The organism is Psychroflexus planctonicus (genome assembly GCF_014640195.1).
GTDB lineage: Bacteria > Bacteroidota > Bacteroidia > Flavobacteriales > Flavobacteriaceae > Psychroflexus > Psychroflexus planctonicus.
Genome location: NZ_BMGM01000001.1, coordinates 1 through 23,443 on the forward strand (window position 1 = coordinate 1; position 23,443 = coordinate 23,443).

The 23,443-nt window shown below is 35.5% G+C and carries 15 protein-coding genes; 5 read left to right on the forward strand and 10 right to left on the reverse strand.

Annotated features, from left to right (window positions below; genetic code table 11):
* The first annotated feature begins 563 nt into the window (after nucleotides 1-563).
* Nucleotides 564-1,685 (forward strand): DNA polymerase III subunit beta, encoded by a 1,122-nt coding sequence (dnaN, locus tag IEV72_RS00005; protein WP_188457027.1) that lies wholly within the window; start codon nucleotides 564-566, stop codon nucleotides 1,683-1,685.
* 61 nt (nucleotides 1,686-1,746) lie between these two features.
* Here the strand turns inward: dnaN and IEV72_RS00010 are convergent, their stop codons facing one another.
* The 3 genes from IEV72_RS00010 to IEV72_RS00020 are packed head-to-tail and all read right to left on the reverse strand — an operon-like array spanning nucleotide 1,747 to nucleotide 5,338.
* Nucleotides 1,747-2,364, reverse strand: coding sequence for an L-threonylcarbamoyladenylate synthase (locus IEV72_RS00010; protein WP_188457028.1), 618 nt, complete (start codon nucleotides 2,362-2,364; stop codon nucleotides 1,747-1,749).
* 25 nt (nucleotides 2,365-2,389) lie between these two features.
* The gene (locus IEV72_RS00015) at nucleotides 2,390-3,013 is read right to left on the reverse strand and encodes a potassium channel family protein (protein WP_188457029.1); all 624 of its coding nucleotides are present in this window, start codon (nucleotides 3,011-3,013) and stop codon (nucleotides 2,390-2,392) included.
* 6 nt (nucleotides 3,014-3,019) lie between these two features.
* Complete coding sequence (locus IEV72_RS00020) at nucleotides 3,020-5,338, reverse strand: ATP-dependent helicase (RefSeq protein WP_188457030.1); 2,319 nt, start codon at nucleotides 5,336-5,338, stop codon at nucleotides 3,020-3,022.
* A gap of 128 nt (nucleotides 5,339-5,466) precedes the next feature.
* Between IEV72_RS00020 and IEV72_RS00025 the strand changes: the two genes are divergently transcribed.
* Nucleotides 5,467-5,991 (forward strand): DUF7935 family protein, encoded by a 525-nt coding sequence (locus IEV72_RS00025; protein ID WP_188457031.1) that lies wholly within the window; start codon nucleotides 5,467-5,469, stop codon nucleotides 5,989-5,991.
* Here IEV72_RS00025 and IEV72_RS00030 read toward each other — a convergent pair whose 3' ends face one another.
* The 6 genes from IEV72_RS00030 to IEV72_RS00055 all read right to left on the reverse strand — a co-directional run bounded on the left by IEV72_RS00030 (nucleotide 5,992) and on the right by IEV72_RS00055 (nucleotide 13,137).
* Nucleotides 5,992-6,909, reverse strand: coding sequence for a patatin-like phospholipase family protein (locus tag IEV72_RS00030; RefSeq protein ID WP_188457032.1), 918 nt, complete (start codon nucleotides 6,907-6,909; stop codon nucleotides 5,992-5,994). It abuts the gene before it with no gap.
* Nucleotides 6,906-9,008 carry a M1 family metallopeptidase gene (locus IEV72_RS00035; protein WP_188457033.1) on the reverse strand — a complete coding sequence of 701 codons (2,103 nt, stop codon included), beginning with the start codon at nucleotides 9,006-9,008 and terminating at the stop codon, nucleotides 6,906-6,908. The genes IEV72_RS00030 and IEV72_RS00035 overlap by 4 nt, the downstream gene beginning before the upstream one ends.
* A gap of 44 nt (nucleotides 9,009-9,052) precedes the next feature.
* Entirely contained in the window at nucleotides 9,053-10,051 is a 999-nt protein-coding gene (locus tag IEV72_RS00040; RefSeq protein WP_188457034.1) for an ABC transporter ATP-binding protein, read from the reverse strand.
* Complete coding sequence (locus IEV72_RS00045; protein WP_188457035.1) at nucleotides 10,044-11,699, reverse strand: ABC transporter permease; 1,656 nt, start codon at nucleotides 11,697-11,699, stop codon at nucleotides 10,044-10,046. Before IEV72_RS00045 ends, IEV72_RS00040 begins: the two co-directional genes overlap by 8 nt.
* Complete coding sequence (locus IEV72_RS00050) at nucleotides 11,680-12,720, reverse strand: Fe(3+) ABC transporter substrate-binding protein (protein ID WP_188457036.1); 1,041 nt, start codon at nucleotides 12,718-12,720, stop codon at nucleotides 11,680-11,682. Before IEV72_RS00050 ends, IEV72_RS00045 begins: the two co-directional genes overlap by 20 nt.
* A 78-nt stretch (nucleotides 12,721-12,798) precedes the next feature.
* Nucleotides 12,799-13,137, reverse strand: a complete 339-nt coding sequence (locus IEV72_RS00055; protein ID WP_188457037.1) for a DoxX family protein — start codon at nucleotides 13,135-13,137, stop codon at nucleotides 12,799-12,801.
* Between the two features lie 116 nt (nucleotides 13,138-13,253).
* On the opposite strand from IEV72_RS00055, the gene IEV72_RS00060 reads away from it, so the two are divergent.
* Complete coding sequence (locus tag IEV72_RS00060; RefSeq protein ID WP_188457038.1) at nucleotides 13,254-14,036, forward strand: PhzF family phenazine biosynthesis protein; 783 nt, start codon at nucleotides 13,254-13,256, stop codon at nucleotides 14,034-14,036.
* Nucleotides 14,037-14,070: 34 nt separating this feature from the next.
* Nucleotides 14,071-14,298: a putative signal transducing protein gene (locus tag IEV72_RS00065; protein ID WP_188457039.1), complete on the forward strand. Its 228-nt coding sequence runs from the start codon at nucleotides 14,071-14,073 to the stop codon at nucleotides 14,296-14,298.
* Between the two features lie 74 nt (nucleotides 14,299-14,372).
* Here IEV72_RS00065 and rpsA read toward each other — a convergent pair whose 3' ends face one another.
* Nucleotides 14,373-16,202 (reverse strand): 30S ribosomal protein S1, encoded by a 1,830-nt coding sequence (gene rpsA / locus IEV72_RS00070; protein WP_188457040.1) that lies wholly within the window; start codon nucleotides 16,200-16,202, stop codon nucleotides 14,373-14,375.
* 422 nt (nucleotides 16,203-16,624) lie between these two features.
* On the opposite strand from rpsA, the gene IEV72_RS00075 reads away from it, so the two are divergent.
* Nucleotides 16,625-23,440 (forward strand): SdrD B-like domain-containing protein, encoded by a 6,816-nt coding sequence (locus IEV72_RS00075; RefSeq protein ID WP_194428390.1) that lies wholly within the window; start codon nucleotides 16,625-16,627, stop codon nucleotides 23,438-23,440.
* The last annotated feature ends 3 nt before the right edge of the window (nucleotides 23,441-23,443 follow it).

The window sequence follows — 23,443 nt, forward strand, 5'->3', positions numbered from 1 at the left end:
ATTTACATCTTGTTTTACCAAGTTGTGCTGTCAATTCAAAATATCATAGAACTTCTTTCAAATAAAATAATTTAACTATTAAAGCAAATTATCCCAATTTTGATGCAGGTGAAACTTAAATCCCAATCCTACTCTTTAACATGAACTTCGCTGTTTTTCTAAGCGGGTGCAAATGTACAACTAAATTTGATTCCGAAAAGTGTTTTTGAAAAAAAATTTAAATAATTTTACAAAACACTCTACATTACCAAAACCAAACATCATAGCGAACTTGCGGGGCGCAAAAATACAACCTTTTTGCAATACAAAACAAATGTTTTTAGGGAAATAATTGAGAGAATTATTGTCGAAGTTAAACATTTGATTAACAGGTAAGCTTTCAGGGCTAAAAGCTTCAATTAAATAAAAAAGTTACACTTTTTAATAAGAAATGTGATTTAAAGTTAGATGTAAACAGAAAAGAAGGTTGTAATTTTTAAGAGCAAATGCATAACTTAGATAAAATATAACTAATTTCGCAACAATAAAATTTGTTTAAAATTAATTATATCATAAATAATCATATGAAGTTTATTGTTTCCAGTTCAGAAATGTTGAAAAAGCTCCAAACACTTGGTGGAATTATCAACAATAATAATACGATGCAAATTCTAGATCATTTCTTATTTCAATTAAAAGGTGACCAATTACATATTTCTGCATCAGATTTAGAAACTACAATGTCTGCTGTAATTAATGTAGAATCTGAAGACGATGGAGCTATCGCAGTTCCTGCAAAACTTTTATTAGACACGCTGAAAACTTTTCCTGAACAGCCACTTACCTTTTTAGTTTTAGAAAATTCAACAATAGAAATTAGTTCAGATTATGGGAAATATGCTCTGGCTTACGCTAATGCAGAAGATTTTCCAAATCCTATTGAATTGCAGGAAGCATCAAAAAGTGTAATAACTGCAGATGTCTTAGCAACTGCAATTAACAAAACCCTTTTTGCAACTGGTAATGATGACTTGAGACCTGTGATGAATGGTATATTTTTTCAATTTACAAAAGAAGGACTTAAGTTTGTTGGAACCGATGCCCATAAATTGGTAAAATACTCTAGAGAAGACATTTCGGTTGAAGATGAAGCTCAATTCATTATGCCTAAAAAACCGCTAACTCTATTGAAAAACACACTATCTGGTGACGAATCTGATGTGCTAGTCGAGTATACAGATGCAAATGCAAAATTTACTTTTGATAACTTTGTGCTAACTTGTAGATTAATCGATGGGAAGTACCCGAACTATGAAGCTGTAATCCCTAAAGAGAATCCAAATAAATTGGTTATAGACAGACAACAGTTTTTGAATTCTGTTCGACGGGTTTCTATTTTTTCAAATAAAACTACACACCAAATTAGAATGAAAATTGCTGGTGCCGAATTAAAAATTTCTGCGGAAGATATTGATTACTCTAATAAAGCAGAAGAAAGACTTACTTGTGAATATCAAGGTGATGATATGGAAATTGGATTCAACTCTCGGTTTTTATTAGAAATGCTAGCGAACTTAAATGCATCTACCGTTCAACTAGAAATGAGTTTACCTAACAGAGCAGGAATTCTTACTCCTGTAGATGGTCTTGAAGATGGCGAACGCGTTACTATGTTAGTTATGCCAGTAATGCTAGGTAATTCTTAGGTATATCTATTTATCGAAATCATAAATAAAGCCTTAGCAAAGATTTGCTAAGGCTTTTTCTTTAAATCTCAATGCTACCTTTTCCTTTTCTAATTAAACTTGGTTCTGGTGTTGTAAGATCGATTACAGTAGATGCAATATTTCCACCGAAACCACCATCAATAACCAAGTCTACAAGTTTATCCCATTTTTCTGCAATAAGCTCGGGGTCGGTAGTATATTCCAATAAATCATCTTCATCTTTAATAGATGTTGAAACAATAGGATTGCCTAGATGTTTAACAATAGCTCTCGGAATTGCATTATCGGGTACACGTATACCTACCGTTTTTTTCTTTTTGAAAACCGATGGTAAATTGTTGTTTCCTGGAAGAATAAAGGTATAAGGTCCAGGTAAGTTTCGCTTTAAAATTTTAAAAGTTTCTGAATCAATTTGTGCAACATATTCAGATAGGTTGCTTAAGTCTTCACAGATAAATGAAAAGTTGGCTTTTTCTAATTTAACACCTCGTATTTTAGCAATCTTTGAAAGTGCTTGATTATTGTTAATATCGCACCCCAATCCATAAACGGTATCCGTTGGGTAAATGATTAATCCTCCATTTCTTAGCACTTTTGTGATTTTTGCCAAGACCTTTTCTGAAGGATTTTCTTCATAGAGTTTCACTAATTCTGCCATAAGCTTGTGTTTTGTGTTAGCTAAGTTAAGGATTTGATTTTATACTATTTACTTTATCGGTAACAAATGAGATTACGGCACCAAAAAATCCAATTCCAGTGGCAATAAGAAATGAAGCAGCTAGTTTTCCAAAACCTGTTACAGGGTAATAATCTCCATAACCAACGGTTGTAATGGTGATAAATGTCCACCATAATGCATCTTCAGCAGTAGTAATGTTTCCCACATCTTTTTCAAAATAAAGTACAGCTGTTGATGTGATTACTATTGAAACCACAACTAAAAATACAATAAAACCAAAAAGTGATTCTTTTTTATTTTGGGAAATAAATTTAATAAGTGTTCTGATGGATCTTATAATTTTAATTACCCGAATAACTCGGATAAACCTCAATACCCTGAACTCGGTAATCACAGGAATGGAAGAAATAAAATCGAGCCAACCGACGGTATAAAAATAACGCCATTTATTTTCTTCTGAAAAAAGCTGTTTTAAAAAATCGTATAAGAAATATATACATAATGCAAAATCGTAGTAAGTAATTAATCTATACACTTGCGATTCATATGATAGAAAAAAACTATAAGTCAATAATCCAATGCTGAATATCGAGAAGAGTAAAACCAATAACTTATTAATTGTAATCATAGTTTACTAATTGAGTATTTTCAGTTTAGCAAATTTCAACAAAAGGCTTTTTACGCCTCCTGATTCAAAATTAATGTTTGCTTTTTTGTTTTGTCCCACTCCAGACAATTCAACTACCGTTCCTTTGCCAAAGCGTTGGTGTTCAACTTTCTGTCCTTCCGCTAGAGAAATAATTTCTTTTTGATCGGAAACATCAAGATTGTTTTCTGGTTTCACCTTTCTTAATCTTCTTGTGGTCTTTTCTTCGTTTTTTGAAGGCGGTGGAGTTCCTTGTTTTGGTTTTTCTTTTCTTAATTTAGACTTGTCTTCATCATCAAAAATATCTGGATTTAAGAAAGAACGAAATTGGTAATTGTCTTCTGGAATCATAAAATCCAAAAACTGGTCGTCAATTTCTTCAATAAAACGGCTAGGTTCTGCATCGTTTAATTTTCCCCATCTATACCGTGAAATTACATAAGTTAAATAGGCTTGTTTTTCAGCTCGGGTAAGCGCCACATAAAAAAGACGACGCTCTTCTTCCAATTCAGAACGGGTATTCATACTCATGGCCGAAGGAAATAAATCTTCTTCTAAACCAACAATGTATACAAATGGAAATTCCAATCCTTTTGCTAAGTGAATGGTCATTAAAGCAACGCGATCATCGTCTCCTTTTTCATTGTCCAAATCGGTTGCAAGCGCAACATCTTCTAAAAACTCTGCTAGTGAACCCTCTGCATCAGCCAATTCTTTCTGTCCTTCAACAAAATCTTGAATACCATTTAAAAGTTCTTCAATATTTTCTAAGCGGGCAATGCCTTCAGGTGTTCCATCTTTTTTGAATTCTTGAATTAACCCAGTTTTCTTCACTACCAATTCAGCTAATTGAAAAGCATCTTGTGTTTTTGCTGAAACCTGAAAACTCTTCAACATATTTACAAAATTGGTCAATTTGGTTTGTGTACCTCTGTTGATGCCTAAGTTGAGTTTGTCGATGTGTTCGACAATTTCAAAAAGTGAACGTTTGTAGTGATTGGCTGCTAAATTCAATTTATCCATCGTGGTTTGTCCGATTCCTCGTGCAGGATAATTCACTACGCGCACAAATGCTTCTTCATCTTTTGGGTTAACAATCAACCTAAGGTAAGACAACACATCTTTTATTTCCTTGCGTTGGTAAAAGGAAAGCCCACCAAAAATTCGATACGGAATTTCTTTTTTTCTCAGCGCATCTTCCATTGCTCTACTTTGCGCGTTGGTTCTGTATAAAATGGCGAAGTCGCTATTTTTCATACCCTGCTGCATTCGGTTTTCAAAAATAGAACTGGCTACAAAACGCCCTTCTTCAGCATCATTAATTAAACGATTAACATGGATTTTCGGACCTTCATCATTCGCTGTCCAAACTACTTTATCTAATCTGGTTTTGTTTTTTTCTATAATGGAATTGGCCGCTTCTACTATGTTTTTAGTAGAACGGTAATTTTGTTCTAATCGAAACTTTTTTACATCCGAATAATCGTTTTGAAAATTCAAAATGTTATTGATATTAGCACCACGAAATGCATAAATACTTTGTGCATCGTCTCCAACTACACAAATATTTTGAAAACGGTCGCTCAAAGCACGAACAATCAAATATTGTGAATGGTTTGTATCCTGATACTCGTCTACCAAAATATATTTGAATCGGTTTTGATACTTAGCCAAAACTTCTGGAAAACGAGTCAATAACTCGTTGGTTCGCAAGAGCAAATCGTCAAAATCCATAGCGCCAGCTTTAAAACATCGATCTACATATTGTTTGTAAATTTCGCCCATTCTGGGTCGTTTGGCCATGGCATCTGCTTCTTGCAATTCGGGATCTCGCTGGTAAGCTTTTACCGTTATCAAAGAGTTTTTATAAGACGAAATGCGCGATTGAACCTGCTTGTATTTGTATACGTCTTTGTCTAATTGTAAATCTTTAATGATATTTCTTAAAAGCCGTTGTGAGTCTTGTGTATCATAAATGGTGAAGTTGCTCGGGAAACCCAATTTATCTCCTTCAAAGCGAAGAATTTTAGCAAACACTGAGTGAAAAGTTCCCATCCACAAATTTTTAGCTTCACTGTTTCCTACAATAGAAGCAATTCGAGCTTTCATTTCCCGTGCGGCTTTATTGGTAAAAGTGAGCGCCAAAATATTGAACGGATCTACGCCTTGATCCATTAAATAGGCAATCCGAAACGTGAGTACTCTTGTTTTTCCAGAACCAGCTCCAGCAATTACAATCATTGGGCCGTCTTTTTGTAAAACAGCTTCTCTCTGGGCTTCATTAAGTTGAGCTAAATATTCTTGCAAGATTTTTGTTTTTTAGTAGAGTTTCAAAATTAGCAAATTTGGTTGATTAATTTCGATATTCTAAAAAGTGTTTCTGCTAAAGCTACATTATATATGTATATTTGGAATTCTAAAATTCAGAATATACAATGGGAGTTGAAAACATCTTAGATTACTTAGCTTATTTATTACCCAGTGTGGTAGTAGCAGGAATTGCTTACTATTTTTTTAAAACACATACACAACATTTCGAACAATTGAAACACTTTGAAATCAATGCAGAATTGAAAAAAAATGCACTTCCTTTACGCTTACAAGCTTACGAACGATTATGCTTGTTTTTAGAACGAATTTCTCCTGGAAGTTTGGTACCCCGAATAAAACCGTATTCTGATGATAAAAACGATTATGAAAATTTGCTCATCAAAACCATTGAACAAGAATTTGAACACAATTTGGCACAGCAAGTCTATGTAAGCAACAAATGTTGGAGTGTATTGAAAGCTTCCAAAAATGCGACCATCAATATGATTCGTCAAATTGGAATGAAAGAACACGTTACAGATGCCAACAAACTGAGAGAAGAAATTTTAACCAACTTATTAGACAAAGAAAGTCCGAGTGACACCGGTTTAGCTTTCCTTAAAAATGAAGTTGGAAAACTTTGGAGGTAATTATTTATCTCGCAACTCCGATTGTTTATCGTATTCTTTGGCTTTTTGAGCCGCATATTCCAAACCTTGTTGCCACCAATCGCTCATTAATTTTTTGTTGAAAATCAAGGAATTTTCGGTTAATTTACTTGGGGTGTAATATAAATTGAGTTGCACGTTTTGGTACACAGCTGCCAATTTACCTTCGCGAATATCGTGTCGCTCTACTTGGTCTAACAGAAATCCGTATAAATTTAACATCAATGAAAATGGATTTTTTCCCAAGACTTTTTCTTGTTCAAGCGTTTCAGCTTCTAAAATAATGGCATCAATTTGGGTTGCGCCACGGTTGATGGCTTCTCGGATAGGCACCATACTACCAAAACCGCCGTCGGCATATTCGCAGTTGTTTTTGGTAACCAAGCTCATAAACGGAACCAAGTTGCAGGAAATCCAAATCCAATCTAAAAATTCAGCATAGTCGAATTCTTGAATGGATTTATATTCAATTTTATTTCGGGTTAAGTTGGAAACGGTAACTACAATTTCTTTATCTGAATTTTTCAACTGTGTAAATTCTGATAAGCTGAAATTCTTCTGAATGGTCTTGCGTAAGTTTTTACTTTCCCCAAAAGTTCTTCGTTTTTTGATGAATTGCAAAACCGTATTCAAAAAATTGATGCTGACAAACTCGCGATTTTCCTTTTTTCGAATCACAAACGGGTTTAAACTGAAAATATCTTTTTGTCGAACGTTGGTATAGATGTTTTTCAATTTATCGATGTTTCCTAAAGCCAACTGCGGAATCAGCAAACTTCCAGTAGATGAACCCACAAAAAGTTGATAATCTTTTTGTTGATGCTTCATCAAAAATTCAGCAACACCACCCGCAAATGCGCCTTTACTTCCACCGCCCGAAATGACTAATGCTTTTTTCATTCTGAAAGGTATTGGCGAATCAATTTCAGTTCTGCTTCATTTAAAAATTGCTCCAAATCTAAAATACGAACTTGATGTTGCTCTTCTTGAAGCAATTTTTCTAGCATTTTTCGGGCAAAACTTTTGAAATTCCATTGGTGATGAAAACAAGCATCAATTAAATTTAAATACGTTTGGTCAGCAAATCGATCTACTTGATATAAATAATTGAAGCTGTTTTCCCTTACTTTAAAATTGTATTTGGGTGAGGTAAAACCATTCAATTCTCGGAAATATTTCATGGCGTTTTCAGGTTCATGGTCGGGAGTTACCATGCTTAAAAACTTCCAAAGCAACAATACATTTTTGTCTTTAAAGCCTTCAATGTTTTTGGTAATCGCTAAATACGTAGCACGTTCATCTGGGAAACTCACCCACAAATTAAAAAGCAAATTCTCTGTTAGCAAATACGAATTTTGTGATTTCAATAAAGCTTCAAATTCATTTTGAAACGCTTGCGGAATCGGAGAGACTTCGGCTACAATTCGCAATTGAGCGCGAAGGTAATCTGAAGCCAATAGCTGTTTAATCAAACTTTCGGCGTTCGGATTTTCCATTTCAGCAGATAATTGCAAAGCCATTTCTTTCACTACAAAAGGACTTGGACTTTGATTATATATGCGTTGAAAAATTTCAATTTTATCATTTACACTTTGCTCTCTTAGCGAAATGACTCCTAAAAGTTCCTGCATAAACAGCGACTTTTTCAACGAAGCCAACGCATCTTCTGCTTGAAAAGCGGTTTGTAATAACCAATCCTTTTTGAATTGACTTACATCTATTTCAGAAACCGCAGCAATTTCATCTAAGAAATCATCCGTTGTTACATTTTGAAAAGCATATTTTTCAAGGTAATTTTTAACTGCTTCTTTAAAAGCTACTTCCCCTACTCGCTCTCGCAAAATATGTACTGCCCAAGCTCCTTTTTGGTAAAAGGTAAGCGAACTCGCCTTGGGGTTTAAAATGGCTTGGCCTTTTCCTTGGTCGCTTAATTCTTTGAGTTGCTCTGCCGAAATGTACAATTGGTTGTAAAAATGATCATCGCCAAAAACTTCACGTTCGGCTAACAATGCGTAATAAGTCGCGAAACCTTCATGCAACCAATGGTGCTTGGCTTCGGTTTCCGTGACCAAATTCCCAAACCATTGATGCGCCATTTCGTGGGCATTTACATTTACATAATTAAAATCTTCAAATCCGATGGAATCCACCATAAATTGGTTTGAAAAAACCGTAAGTCCAGTATTTTCCATACCCGAATGAAGAAAATCTCGAACGGGTACTTGCTTGTAATTTTGCCAAGGATAAGGAACGCCGATTTCTTCTTCAAAAAAATCGAAGATGAATTGCGTATACCGATAAGTAGGTTCAACCAAAAGGGAATCAGCAGTTTCATAATAGTTGTACAGTGGTATTTCAGTTGAAAAAATTTCCGTTTGAAAATCGTAATTTCCCGCTGCCAAAGCCAATAAATAACTGCTCATGGGCTTTTGCATTTGGAATTTCCAGACAGAAGTAGAATCATTTTCTTCCACTTCAACTTGCTTTCCGTTGGCAACAACTGTCAAGTATTCTGGCGCTTCAACAGCCAAGTTGAAGGTGATTTTATCATTCATGTCATCTATACTCGGCAACCAGTGCGAAGTGTATTTCCCTTGACCTTGTGTCCAAATTTGATGATTTTCTTTTTCAAAATCGAAACCTAAAAAATACATAGTTTGTTGGGGTTCGGCTTCAAAAGAAAGAGATAATGTATAGCTTTTATTCTTTTTGAATTTTCCTTTTAAAATGAAATGCTTTGAAGTCGTTTCCAATGTTGCATTCCGAAAAGATGCTTCCTCCAAATCTGCTTTCATGTTTTTAGCATCCAAAAAAATGGAATCGGTTTCATTGAGCATCTGAAAAGAATAGTCAATTTTACCCTTTACTTTTTTTGCTGTTGGAAGTAATTCGATGGAAACATTGGCGGTTTGAAAATCAACTACTTTCAATTGAGTGGATTGAGCAAACAAACTAAATTGAAAACTGAAAAGTAAAAATAGGATGTAAAAAAACTTCATAAGCTACCAAAATCTGGCGGAAAGGTAGGAAAAGAAACTAAAAATTATTCGTCAAAAGCCAAGATATCTTTGGAATTGAAGCCGATTTTCAATTCGTCTCCCAAAACAGCTTCATTGGTAACTACGCTCAGGTTTTCGCCATTGTCGAGTTTCAAAAGCAACTGCGAATGCGTTCCTAAGAAAGTTCGTTTTACAATTTGAGCCGTGGTTACATATTCACAATCGGATGCATTGATGGTAATGTTTTCGTTCCGAATGGCATGACAACAATCTTCTTTAAGTGGACATCGAAAGGCATTTTTCAAGCCTTTATTCAATTGAACGGTGTTCCCAAACAAAGAAGCCACATAAATGGATTGCGGCTTGTGGTACAATCTTGAAGCTTCATCTTTTTGTACTAATTTTCCGTTTTGTAAAATCAAAATTTCATCGGCAACCGCCAAGGCATCTTGTGTATCGTGCGTAACAAAAATTGCTGTTACGCCTGTTTTTTTGATGATGTTGAAGACTTCGTTTCGCAATTGGTTGCGCATCATGGCATCCAAATTACTAAAAGGTTCGTCTAAAATTAACAAGGAAGGTTCGGGAGCTAAAGCGCGCGCCAAAGCTACACGCTGCTGCTGACCGCCAGACAATTCGTGCGCATAGCGCTCTTTGTAAGTACTTAAGCCGACCAATTCCAAAACTACTTCTGCTCGTTGTTTTTTGTCTTTGCGTTTAGCCAAGCCATAAATGATGTTTTCCAACACATTTAAATGCGGAAACAAGGCATATTCTTGAAAAACCATTCCTACATTTCGCTTTTCGGGAACCATCACTTTTTTGATGGAAGAAACTTCCTTACCGCTGATGATGATGTTTCCTTGGTCGGGATTTTCTAAGCCTGCAATCAAACGGATTAAGGTAGTTTTTCCACTTCCACTTTCGCCGACTACCGCGCAAATATCACCTTGATTTACAAAGAAATCAACTTGATCTATGGCTTTTGTTTTCCCGCCGTCAAAGCTTTTGGAAAGATTATTTATTTCAAGAATTTTATTCATTTTTCAAAAGTAATTTATTCAAAAAAACTACGGGAATTAAAGCTGTTAATATAATAAAAAGCGATGGAATTGCCGCATGCATTACCATTTCGTCGCTAGCAAATTCATAAGCTTTTACCGCCAAGGTGTTGATGTGATAAGGTTTCAAAATCAAAGTTAAAGGCAATTCCTTTAAGGTGTCGATAAAAACGAGGATGAAAGCACTTAACATTCCTGCGCGAATCAATGGAAATTCAATTTTTATGAAGGTCTTGAAATTCCCCATTCCCAAAATTTTAGATGAATCTGGAATGGAATCACTCACCTTAAGTGAAGACGATTCCAAAGGTTGATAAGCCACTGCCAAAAACCGAACCACGTAAGCGTAAACCAACGCGATAAGTGTTCCGTTGATCACAAATTGAGTGGCAAAGCCTTCGGTGATGAACCATTTGTCTAAAAACAAAGTGGGGATCATTACGCCGATGGCAACTACCGCACCCGGTATGGCATAGCCCAAAACACCCAATTTGGCTGCATTTTGTACCAAGGTAATTTTATTCCATTTGGAAAAATAAAGCAAAATCAATGCGAAAAAAACGGTGAAAAATGCGGTGACAAAAGCAATCCCAAAACTTTGCAAGGACAACCAAAACAAGGATTGATTCATTACTTTATCTACGGTTTTGTATGCCCAAATCAGTAACTGCAAAACTGGAATAAAAAAGCCCAACACCACAGGAATAATAACCACCAATGAAATGATGAATTGTTGAAATTTGGGTAAAACAATGCGTTTGTTGGTCTTGGTATTCGTCGATTTTACCGAAGAATATTGAATTTTCCTACGCTGCCATTTTTCAATTAAAATAAGTCCGAAGACCAAAATGAGCAGCAATGCTGATAAATAAATGGCGGTTTCAGGTTCTTCTAACGAAAACCAAGAGCGGAAAATTCCTGTGGTAAAGGTGTTTACTCCAAAATACTGCGCAGCGCCGTAATCGTTGAGCACTTCCATAATTACCAATACCAATCCGGCAACAATGGCGGGTCTGGCTAAAGGCAAAATCAGTTTTACAAAAGATTTGCGTTCACTTACACCGAGTAAGCGAGAAGCTTCTAACAAATTGACCGCCTGGTTTAGAAAAAAAGCCCTAGAACTCACGTATACATAAGGAAACAAAGAAATGCTTAACACAAATGCCAATCCGAATACATTCATAATATCGAACTTGGCTTGGGTTACGCCAAAGACTTCCATAAAAATGGAATACACTCCACCATAATCTAGAAAACCAGCATAGGCATAAGCCACGATGTAACTAGGTATCGCTAATGGAATGATGAGCAACCATTCCAAAACTTTCCGCAAAGGAAAATGATAACGCGTGACCAACCAAGCCGAACTCACCCCAAAAAGGATGGTCAACAAACTACATAAAAGCGCTAAGTATAGTGAGTTTTCTAAATAACTCGGCAGTAGGTAAGTTGAAATATGCGACCAACTTTCGCCAGGTCCATCAAAGAGTTTTACGCTGATGGTAAGCACCGGAACAGCTATCAACAATAAAATAAACAAGGTGGCAATGGACCACCTGTTTATATCGCGTTTTAGCTTAAAAAACGAATCTAAAAATGAATTGATATTCCTATTTCCAGCCTGCTTCATCAAATAAGATTACCGCTTTCTTATTGAGTTCTCCCAGTTTGCTCAAATTTAATGTGTCTTCTTTAAAGCTTCCCCAAGATTGTAAAATAGGAGCATTTTCAACATTGGGATTTACGGGATATTCGTAATTGGAAGAAGCAAATGTATTTTGTGCATCTTCACTTAATAAGTATTCAATAAGTTGAACAGCTGATTCTTTGTTGGGAGCATGTTTCGCAACCCCGATTCCGCTTACATTGATGTGTGTTCCTCGATCATCTTGATTGGGGAAAAACACCGCTACTTTTTCGGCTGCATCCAATTCGGTTTGATCCTCGGAGTTGAGCATTTTCCCGATGTAATAGGTGTTTACAATGGCTAAATCGGCTTCGCCACCTGCAACTGCTTTTACTTGGTCGCGATCGTTTCCTTTTGGCGTTCTTGCCATGTTATTTACCATACCTTTGGCCCACATTTTAGCTGCTTCTTCACCATCATTAGCAATGATAGAAGCCATTAAAGATTGGTTGTAAATGTTAGAAGAACTTCGTACTACAATTTTGTTTTCCCATTGTTCATCTACTAAATTTTCATAAGAAGACAATTCCAAAGGATCAACTCTATCTTTTGCATAAACAATAACTCTTGCTCTTTTGGTTAAAGCAAACCAATGATTGTCTTCATCTTTTAAATGAGATGGCAAGATGGAATCGATTACCGAATTTGAAATCGGTTGCAACAAATCCTTTTCTTTCGCTCGGTGCAATCTGCCTGCATCAACAGTAATTAAAACATCTGCTGGAGATTGCTCGCCTTCCAACACCATTTTTTGAATCAACTCATCTGCACTGGCGTTGATTACATTTACTTTGATGCCCGATTTCTTTTCAAATGCTTCAAACAAAGCTTGGTCAGATTCGTAATGACGGTGTGTGTAAACATTAATTTCTTCAGAAGTGGTTTTTTCTTCATTTGATTTATTGTCGTTTTTACAAGAAAACAAAACAACTGCTAACAATAATATGTATAAGGGATTTTTCATGAGTAATATTTTTGTTGGCAAATATAAGGGATTTAAGCTTATTTAGATTGATTTTTAATAAACAATTCCGTGATTAAATTATTGTAAACTCAAATACAAAATATATGCATTTACCAATAGAAAGATAAACGATGGTAAGCTTTGCAAAAATGGGTCTTTGATGACTAATCGTGTTCCAAAACCCAACAACATGAGCAAACTCAAGCCGGCAGCAGCGATGATTAATATAGGATGAAAAAACAAGCCAACTAACAAACCTATAGCGCCAATAATTTCGAGACTACCCGTTAAGACTCGAAATTTAGCTAAGCCATAGCGTTCAAATTCTGCTTTCATGGCTTCTGTGGTTAGCGATCGAAAGCCATACATTAAAAATGATACGGCAGAAAATAAAACTAAAGCTTGGAGTAAAGTCATGTTTTTGGTTCAAAGAAAATGATAAATAGTTAGGTGCGACTTTTATTTATGGAAAGTTTTGGATTCGAAATGTGAAGTTTAATTGAATATTCAATAACTTTATCTAAAATGAAAAAATGAAGTTAGTACTTTATCAAATCGATGCGTTTACCCAAACTGTTTTTGGAGGGAATCCAGCAGCTGTGATTCCTTTAGATAAGTGGCTTGATGATGCTGTTTTGCGACAAATAGCAACCGAAAACAATTTATCTGAAACTGCTTTTTTTGTGATAAACAATGAAGTTGTAGAGTTGCGATGGTTCACTCCTGTTGCCGAAGTAAACTTATGTGGTCATGCCACTTTAGCAACGGCTTTTGTACTGTTTGAAGAACTTCATTTTGAAAGAGATCTCATTCAATTTTCAACAAAAAGTGGCATTTTGGAAGTGCATAAAAAAGAAAATGCTTTTCAAATGAATTTCCCTGTCGATACCATTGAAAAAATCGATGGAAGCGATTACAATAATTTGTTCGATATTCCACCGCAGGAAATTTGGAAAGGAAAAGAAGATGTATTGTTGCTATTTCAAAGCGAAGCGGAAGTCAGCAAAATTAAACCCAATTTAGCTTTAATAGCCAATACTCCATTTCGTGGGGTAATTGCAACAGCTGTTGGTAATGAAGTAGATTTTGTATCTCGTTTTTTTACTCCACAGTTGGGGATTGATGAAGATCCTGTAACGGGTTCGTCACACACCACCTTGACTCCTTTTTGGGCGAAAAAACTAGATCAAGTTCAATTTGAAGCAAAGCAAATTTCCAAACGCGTTGGACAATTGCATTGCCAACTCAGCGGAAACCGAGTGCACATTGCAGGAAATGCAATACGTTATTTAAAAGGAGAAATTACCATTAATTAGACAAAATAATATTAACCAAAAAAACAAAAATAATATGGACAATTCAAGCTATCAAAAAGTGTATGCTGCTGGCGAAACAGAGACGCTAGCATTAAAAGATGCTTTTAATCAAGAAGGCATTCAATTTATAGAACGAAACAATATTCAATCTGGTTTACGTGGAGGATTTTACGGTGGAGCAAAAGGAGTTGAAATTCTTGTTCAAGAAAAAGATGTTGCCGCAGCTGAAAAAATAATTGCTGAAATATTCAATGCTGAATAAGTGAGCTTATTTAAAAAAACAAAGCCCTGTTTAGAAAACAGGGCTTTGAAATTTAATGGGATAAAATCTAGAAATTACTTTCCTTCCATTTTATCTTTTAAAGCTTGAAGTTCTGCGTTAGCATCACCAATAGTGGTTTTTTGCTGATCTTCTTTTGCTTTCTTAGCTGCATTTCGAACAATTTTTTGTTCTTCTTCTTTATGTAAAGAAGTGTGAGATGCAACAACTCTTTTAAATTCTTTATTGAATTCAATTACAATAAATTCTGCTTCTTCACCTTTACCTAATTTACTTCCGTCTTCTTTTTCTAGATGACGAGTTGGTATAAATGCAGTAACATCTTCATTGAAATCTATGGTTGCTCCTTTGTCTACCATTTCGGTAATAGCTGCGGTATGTTTTGTACCAACAGCAAACTCAGTAGCATATTCGTCCCAAGGATTTTTCTCAGTTTGTTTGTGACCAAGGCTTAATTTTCTACCTTCTACATCCAATTCTAACACAACTACTTCTAGATTATCTTCTACTTTACAGAATTCTGATGGATGTTTTATTTTCTTAGTCCAAGATAAATCTGAGATGTAAATCAAACCATCAATTCCTTCTTCAAGTTCAACAAAAACACCAAAGTTAGTAAAGTTTCTTACTTCACCTTTGTGAGTTGAACCAACTGGATATTTAGTTGTAATGTCTGTCCATGGGTCTGGAGTTAATTGCTTAATACCAAGTGACATTTTACGCTCTTCTCTGTCTAAAGTTAAGATTTTAGCTTTCACTTTATCTCCTACTTTTACAAAGTCTTGTGCAGAACGTAAATGTGTACTCCATGACATTTCAGAAACGTGAATTAAACCTTCAACGCCTTCTTCTACTTCAATAAACGCACCGTAATCTGCAATAACAGTTACAACACCTTCAACAACATCTCCTTCTTTAATATTTTCATCAAGTGCTTCCCAAGGATGCTTGCTCAATTGTTTTAAACCAAGTTGAATTCTTGTTTTGTCTTCATCAAAGTCTAAAATTACCACATTTAGAGTTTGATCTAATTCAACTACTTCATTTGGATGGTTAATTCTTGACCAAGAAAGATCTGTAATGTGAACTAACCCATCTACACCTCCTAAATCTACAAACACACCATAAGAAGTAATGTTTTTAACCACACCTTCTAAAACTTGACCTTTTTCTAACTGGCCAATAATTTCTTTTTTCTGCTCTTCGATATCTGCTTCGATGATAGCTTTATGCGATACCACAACGTTTTTGAATTCATGGTTAATTTTAACCACTTTAAATTCCATTGTTTTACCAACATACGCATCGTAATCGCGAATTGGTCTTACATCAATTTGAGAACCTGGTAAGAAAGCTTCAATACCAAATACGTCTACAATCATACCACCTTTAGTTCTGCATTTTACAAAACCATTTACAATAGTACCATCTGCTTGCGCATCGTTAACGCGTTCCCAAGCTTTGATTACTCGAGCTTTACGGTGAGAAAGTACCAATTGACCTTCTTCGTCTTCACGAACATCAATAAGTACATCAACTTTATCGCCAACTTTTAAGTCAGGATTGTATCTAAACTCATTTAAAGAAATAACACCTTCACTTTTCGCGTTAATGTCAATAATAGCATCTTGATCGGTTAAATTAACAACTTCTCCAGATACAACTTCATTGTTTAGTGTTTCAACAAAGTTTTCTTCTACTAATTTTTCGAATTCAGATAATTTTTCATCTTCAACTTCTTCGATACCTTCTTCATAACGGTGCCAGTTAAAGTTAGATAAAAATTCTTTTGGGTTTTGTTGTTGCTCAGAAGGAGTAACAACTTGAGATTTATTCTCTTTGCTATCAACTTTTTGTTGATCAGCTTGTTTAGTTTCTTCAGCCATTGAAGATTAATTTTTGTATTCTACACATACTAGAAAAATTAAGCATTTATGCATAGAAGATGTTTAAATTCTATTTAATTGACCTTCAAGCTTTTCCTATTTGCACTTTAAGGATTGCAAAAGTAATTCTTTTTACACAAATAGACAATTCTAAAAAACAATAATTTTAATCAATTCATTTTCTTATTATTAAACAAATTTACAAAAGTTTAACCTAGCTTTGCTTTTTAAGAAGCCTACTGTTTAATTTTTGTAAATTAAATACTACGATTTTTAACACACCATGACACCTATACAAAACATTACCAAAACTTTAGGCTATAAAAATTTAGTGTTTAACAAATTTAATTTATCAATATTTTTTATTAATTTGCATTGCTATTTACTATTATAAATAATTAAGTTATATCTTTTTATAAATTATGAAAAATTATCATTCATATTTATTTTTCATTTTCCTTCTTTTTTACATGGGCTTTCAAGCAGGCTCTTTTGCTCAATCGCCTTTAGATAATTTTTTAGAAACCTTAAGCAGCAATGCTGTTATTGAAGGTAGAGTATATTTAGATACTAACGGAAACGGAACGCAAGATAATAATGAAAATGGAATAGAGAATGTTACCATGCTTATTATCAATAATAATAACACTGGTCAATTTGCCACAACTAATGCAGATGGAGATTGGTCTATTACGGTTATACCCGGGTTAACACAAGTTTTTGCAGCAACCAATAGCTTACCAAACGGAGTAATACAAACGGAAGGTACTAACCCTACCATTCTTAATGTACCTGATGTAAGCGATGAACCAGACGCAGAACCAATAGATATTGGCAGCTACGGATTCTTTTTAGTTGGAAATTTACAAGGAAATTTATATCTCGATGTAAATGGAAATGGAACGCAAGATGATGGAGAGTCTGGAATTGAAGATGTTGAAATATTCCTCACTGATCAATTTGGAAACGTTCAAACCGTTCTCACTAATGAAGTTGGCGAATGGGAATTTCAAATCGGTGCAGGAGAAGTTATTTCAGAAATTAATCAAAATCACCCCAACTTTCCAACAGGTGCTTTCCAAACCGAAGGAACAGACCCAACAACAACAATTATTGAGCCCGGAGAAACCGTTTTCTCTGAAGACGATGGTTTTTTTGAAGCAGGAATCATCGAAGGAACTCTCTACCTAGATAGTAATGGAAATGGAACACAAGATGCAGGTGAGCCAGGAATTGCAAATGTAGAAGTTGAAGTTGAAACCAGCTTAAACACAACCATTACATTAACTACAGATACAGATGGAAATTGGTCGGTTATGACTGCTGTGGGTGACACAAATGTAAGTATAGACGAAACTCAAGAAAATTTTCCAATTGGCTCAACACAAACCGAAGGCACAAACCCAACAAACTACACTATTGAAATTGGCCAAGTTTATCAGCAAGTTGACGGGTTTTATGAATCTGGAAATATACAAGGACGTGTTTATTTAGATGAAAATGCTAACGGAACACAAGATAATGGCGAAACGGGTATTCCAAATATTCCTGTTGACATTTTAAAAAGTACTGGCGAAACAGAGACCGTAATTAGCGATACAGAAGGTGATTGGTCCTTAGAAGTTCCAATTGGCGAAACCGTTTCTACTATCGATACATCTTCTCCTGAATTTCCTAATCTTTTTATTCAAACAGAAGGAACAAATCCTACAACAAGCAATATATTAACTAACGAAAGCATAAGTGAGTTTGATGGTTTTGCTGAAGCAGCAGAAATAAGTGGAACAGTTTACGAAGATGCCGATGGAAACGGAAACCAAGAAGCTGGTGAAACTGGTTTACAAGGCATTGAAGTTAGCATCGAAGATCAGTTTGGAAATGTTCAGGTTGTAACAACCAATCCAGATGGTATTTGGTCTGTATTAGTTTTAGCAGGTAATGTTACGGTTGAAATAGACGAAAATCAACCCAACTTTCCAGACAATGCCATACTTACTGAAGGTAGTAATCCTTTCTCTACACTAACTGTTGGCGGTGAAACCTACACAGCAAATTATGGTTATTTTATATTAGAAGATGACACTGCAGAAATAAATGGAAATCTTTACTTAGACATTAATGGCAACGGAAACCAAGATGCCAATGAACCTGGAATACCAGACGTTGAAATTGAAATAATAGATGCAACTAATGCCACAAATATAACTGAAACTGACGAAAACGGAAACTTTACTGCAATTGTAACGGGCGGACCTACAGGAGTTATTACATATACCATTAATGAAAACGATCCTGATTTTCCAATTGGAGCAATACAAACTGAAGGAACAAACCCGACTAGTGTTGTTGTTTCAGAAGGTATTTCTAATTTTGTTGGTGACAATGGATATTTTGTGCCTGACCAAAATACAGATGCATCTCTAGATGCAAGCGTTTATGAAGATGCTAATGGAAATGGAACACAAGATAATGGTGAAACTGGAATACCTAATACCGATGTTATTATTACCGATAGCTTTGGAAATTCTCAAACAGTAGTAACCGATGCAAATGGGAATTTTACAGCCACAGTTACAGCTGGAAATGTAACTTATGAAATAGACGAAAACGATACTGATTTCCCAACAGGAGCTATACAAACAGAAGGAACAAACCCAACTACTATATTTGCTCAACCAAACCAAAATAACTTTGGAGGCAATAATGGTTATTTTGTACCAGACCAAAATTCAACTGGCACCTTAGACGCTCATTTATATTTCGATGAAAACGGAGATGGAATACAACAAGCAACCGAAGCAGATATGCCTAATGTTGATGTAGAAATCACAGATGTCTTTGGAAATTCTCAAACTCTTCAAACCAATGCTAACGGAGATTTTTCAGCAAATGTGGTTGCAGGGAATGTAACTTACAACATCAATGAAAACGACCCTGATTTTCCAACGGGAGCAATTCAAACAGAAGGAACAAACCCAACTACGGTTTTTATAAACCCCGACCAAACCACATTTGGCGGAAACAATGGTTTCTTTTCTCCTGACCTAGAACTAGAAGCTACACTATCCGCGCATTTATACATTGATGAAAATGGAAATGCTACACAACAAGCATCTGAACCAAACTTACCAAATGTAGAAGTTACTATAACAGATTCATTTGGAAATGAACAGACTGTAAACACAGATGCAAATGGTGATTTTTCAGCAACGGTAGTCGCTGGAAGCGTGACATACCAAATCAACGAAGATGATCCTGATTTCCCTGTGGCTGCAATTCAAACCGAAGGTACCAATCCTACTACATTATTCATTGTGCCCAACACAGATGCATTTGGCGGAAATAATGGTTTTTTTGTCCCAGACTCTAACGAACAAGGCAACCTAACCGCTCACCTTTACTTTGATGAAAATGGTGACGGAACACAACAAGCCACTGAACCAAATATGCCCAATGTTGAAGTAGAAATAACAGATGTTTTTGGAAATTCTCAAATACTCGAGACCGATGAAAACGGTGATTTTACAACAACAGTAATAGCTGGAAATGTAACTTATGAAATCGACGTAAATGATCTTGATTTTCCAATTGGAGCTATACAAACAGAAGGCACTAATCCTACACTTGTATTTATAACACCTGATAGCAATACTTTTGGTGGCAACAATGGCTTTTTCGACTTTTCTGATAGTGAAGATGAAGGTGCAGTTACAGGCTTGGTCTATTTAGACGAAAATGGAAATGGAACACAAGACAGCAGTGAGCCTGGAATAGCAAACATTGAAGTTATCATACAATTGGCAAATGGAAATACACTTAGTGTTTTTACAGGACTTAACGGTGTATTTTCTGCTCTAGTAGAAGAAGGATTTGTTGAAATTACAATTAATGAAGATGATCCTAACTTCCCGGAACAAGCAGTTCAAACCGAAGGAATTAACCCAAACAATGTTGTGGTTTCAGCAGGAAACACAACAGATTCTGGCAGTTACGGTTATTTTGTGCCCGACGAAAACATAACCACCAACATTTTTACACATTTGTACATAGATGAAGATGGAAATGGAACACAAGATGCAGGTGAGCCAGATTTAGCAAATATTGATGTATTGTTTACGGATGCATTTGGAAATAACCTTACGGTTAGCACAGATGCAAATGGAAATGCTGAAGCTAATCTTTCAGCAGGAAATATAGAAATATTAGTAGATGAAGACGATCCTGATTTTCCAGTTGATGCTATACAAACTGAAGGAACAAACCCGACTAATATTATTGCTTTAGCAAGCCAAAATAACTTTGGTGGTGAAAATGGTTTCTTTGTTCCAGATGACAACGGTGGCGAAGATCAAACCATTTTAAGTGCTCATCTCTATTTAGACCAAAACGGAAATGGAACACAAGATCTAACAGAACCTGACTTAGAAAATGTTTCCGTAGAAGTTATTGATAATGCAGGTGCTATTCAAAATATACAAACCAACGCTAATGGAGATTTCAGTGTAATAGTTGCGGTTGGTAGTGTAACTTATACCATAGATGAAGATGATCCAAATTTACCAAATAACGCTGTTCAAACTGAAGGAACCAATCCTACTACCCTAACAGCAATAGCCGATCAAAATAATTTTGGCGGAAACAATGGTTTCTTTGAACCTGACGAAAACATAACCACCAGTTTGGTTTTAAATATTTATTTAGACGAAAATGGAAATGGAACACAAGATGGCACAGAACCTAATTTAGTAGATGTAAGCGTAACTTTAACAGATGCTTTAGGAAATGAAACACAATTAAATACCAATGCTAACGGAATCATCAATGCGATTATACCTCCTGGTCAAACAACCTACTTAATAGACGAAAACGATCCTAATATCCCAGAAAATGCAATTCAAACTGAAGGAACTAACCCAACTACTATAATTGCACTTACCGAAATTGAAAATCAAGGTGGAAGCAACGGCTTTTTTGTTCCCAATGACAATGAAGACCAAACCATTTTTAGTACGCATGTATATTTCGATGAAAACGGAAATGGAACACAAGACAACAATGAGCCCGATTTACCCAATGTAGATATTAGTATTTTAGAAGCCTCTGGAAATCAATTTACACTTACTACTAATGCTAACGGAAATATCTCTACTCAAGTTGAAGCGGGAGAAATTACTTACACCATTGACGAAGAAAGTCCAGGAATACCTGAAGATGCTTTTCAAACAGAAGGGACAAACCCAACTACCTTAACTGCAGAACTCAACCAAAACAACTTTGGAGGCAACAATGGCTATTTTGTACCGCAGCCGTCAGGTGGAACAGCGTTTATTATAACACATTTATATTTTGATATCAATGGAGATGGAAATCAAGATGCAGACGAACCTAATATGGTAGATGTAGAAGTTTTTGTTACCGACCCAAACCAAACTATAAGTTTATCTTCAGACGGAAACGGTAACATTATTACCCAAGTTACGGCAGGAGAAATTACTGTGGAAATAAACGAATTAGACCCTGACTTCCCAACTGGTGCAATACAAACCGAAGGCACCAATCCAACAACGGTAAATGTAAATCAAGGTTCCACTTTTTATATTGGAGACAACGGTTTCTTTGTTCCTGATGATGATGATATTACAACACTAGTCGGGCATTTATATCTAGATGATAACGCAAATGGAACACAGGACAATAACGAAGCCGACTTACCAAATATCGATGTAATTATAACCGATAGTGACGGAAATGAACAAACCGTTTCTACTAATCCAAATGGTGATTTTGTAGCAAATGTTTCACCTGGAAATCTAATTTATCTAATAGACGAAGATGATCCAGATTTTCCTGCAAACGCCATTCAAACTGAAGGCACCAACCCTACTAATGTAAATGCTATTGAAGGTGAAGAAAATTTTGGTGGCAACAATGGCTATTTTACTGAGGAGCCTTCAGAAGGAAATGCTATTATTATTACACATCTTTATTATGATGATGATGGAAATGGAAATCAAGATAATATTGAAGCTGATATGACCGATGTGGAAGTTTTTGTTACGGATGCAAATGGTACGCAAAGTTTTATTTCAGATGACAATGGAAACATTATTGCTGAAGTTTCTTCTGGTGAAATTACAATAGACATTAACCAATTAGACCCTAACTTTCCAACAGGTGCAGTTCAAACCGAAGGAACAAATCCTACCACAGTTAATGTAAACGAAGGAACTACACTATACGTTGGAGACAACGGCTTCTTTTTTGTTGAAGATGTTAATACAAGCATATTCGGACACATATATTTAGATGAAAATTCAAACGGAACACAAGATAATAACGAGCCTGATTTAGCCAATATAAATGTTATTGTAAACGATAGCGCTGGAAACGAACAGACTATTATTACTAATCCAAACGGAGATTTTATAGCCAATGTAGAGCCGGGTGAAGTCACTTATTTAATAGACGAAAGCAGTCCAGCTTTTCCAGCAGGAGCAGTTCAAACAGAAGGAACTAACCCAACTACGGTAACTGCCTTAGAAGCAGATAACACTTTTGGAGGTAATAATGGTTACTTTTTACCAACAAACGAAATAGATGCAGCCGTATTTGGCCATCTTTATGAAGATCTAAACAATAACGGAACACAAGATGCAGACGATCCCAATTTAGTTGATGTAGAAGTTGAGATTATAGATCAAACTGGAACCATCTATACTTTATTTAGCGACAATAATGGAGATTTTGATACGGAGTTAGCTTCTGGATTAGCAACGATTACCATTAACGAAAATGACCCAAATTTCCCACAAGGTGCAATACAAACAGAAGGAACAAACCCAACTTCAATTTTACTTCCTGTAGATGAAAATACAGACGCAGGTAACTTTGGATTTTATTCTGATGATGATGATGGCGGTGGTGGCGAAGACGATGACGGGATAGATATCTTTAATGCGGTTTCTCCAAATGGTGATGGCAATAATGAGTTTCTTAGAATAGAAGGACTTCAAGAATTTCCTGACAACAATGTAAAAATATATGACCGTTCTGGCGTTAAAGTTTTTGATACCAATAGATACGGATTTAATGGGAACGTTTTTAGAGGAATAAGCGAAGGAAGAATTAGCGTACAAAAAAACAAGCGTCTCCCTACAGGTACTTATTTTTATCTTTTAGAATACGAAGACGAAAATGGAGAACAAAAAAGAAAACAAGGTTACCTGTACTTAAACTAATCA

What these genes read in the sequence shown, in the direction of transcription:
- IEV72_RS00050 (WP_188457036.1), bottom strand. Translation starts at nt 12,720, where the DNA reads ATGAAAAATCCCTTATACATATTATTGTTAGCAGTTGTTTTGTTTTCT.
- IEV72_RS00035 (WP_188457033.1), bottom strand. Translation starts at nt 9,008, where the DNA reads ATGAAGTTTTTTTACATCCTATTTTTACTTTTCAGTTTTCAATTTAGT.
- IEV72_RS00060 (WP_188457038.1), top strand. Translation starts at nt 13,254, where the DNA reads ATGAAGTTAGTACTTTATCAAATCGATGCGTTTACCCAAACTGTTTTT.
- IEV72_RS00045 (WP_188457035.1), bottom strand. Translation starts at nt 11,699, where the DNA reads ATGAAGCAGGCTGGAAATAGGAATATCAATTCATTTTTAGATTCGTTT.
- IEV72_RS00025 (WP_188457031.1), top strand. Translation starts at nt 5,467, where the DNA reads ATGGGAGTTGAAAACATCTTAGATTACTTAGCTTATTTATTACCCAGT.
- rpsA (WP_188457040.1), bottom strand. Translation starts at nt 16,202, where the DNA reads ATGGCTGAAGAAACTAAACAAGCTGATCAACAAAAAGTTGATAGCAAA.
- dnaN (WP_188457027.1), top strand. Translation starts at nt 564, where the DNA reads ATGAAGTTTATTGTTTCCAGTTCAGAAATGTTGAAAAAGCTCCAAACA.
- IEV72_RS00055 (WP_188457037.1), bottom strand. Translation starts at nt 13,137, where the DNA reads ATGACTTTACTCCAAGCTTTAGTTTTATTTTCTGCCGTATCATTTTTA.
- IEV72_RS00075 (WP_194428390.1), top strand. Translation starts at nt 16,625, where the DNA reads ATGAAAAATTATCATTCATATTTATTTTTCATTTTCCTTCTTTTTTAC.
- IEV72_RS00065 (WP_188457039.1), top strand. Translation starts at nt 14,071, where the DNA reads ATGGACAATTCAAGCTATCAAAAAGTGTATGCTGCTGGCGAAACAGAG.
- IEV72_RS00030 (WP_188457032.1), bottom strand. Translation starts at nt 6,909, where the DNA reads ATGAAAAAAGCATTAGTCATTTCGGGCGGTGGAAGTAAAGGCGCATTT.
- IEV72_RS00040 (WP_188457034.1), bottom strand. Translation starts at nt 10,051, where the DNA reads ATGAATAAAATTCTTGAAATAAATAATCTTTCCAAAAGCTTTGACGGC.
- IEV72_RS00015 (WP_188457029.1), bottom strand. Translation starts at nt 3,013, where the DNA reads ATGATTACAATTAATAAGTTATTGGTTTTACTCTTCTCGATATTCAGC.
- IEV72_RS00010 (WP_188457028.1), bottom strand. Translation starts at nt 2,364, where the DNA reads ATGGCAGAATTAGTGAAACTCTATGAAGAAAATCCTTCAGAAAAGGTC.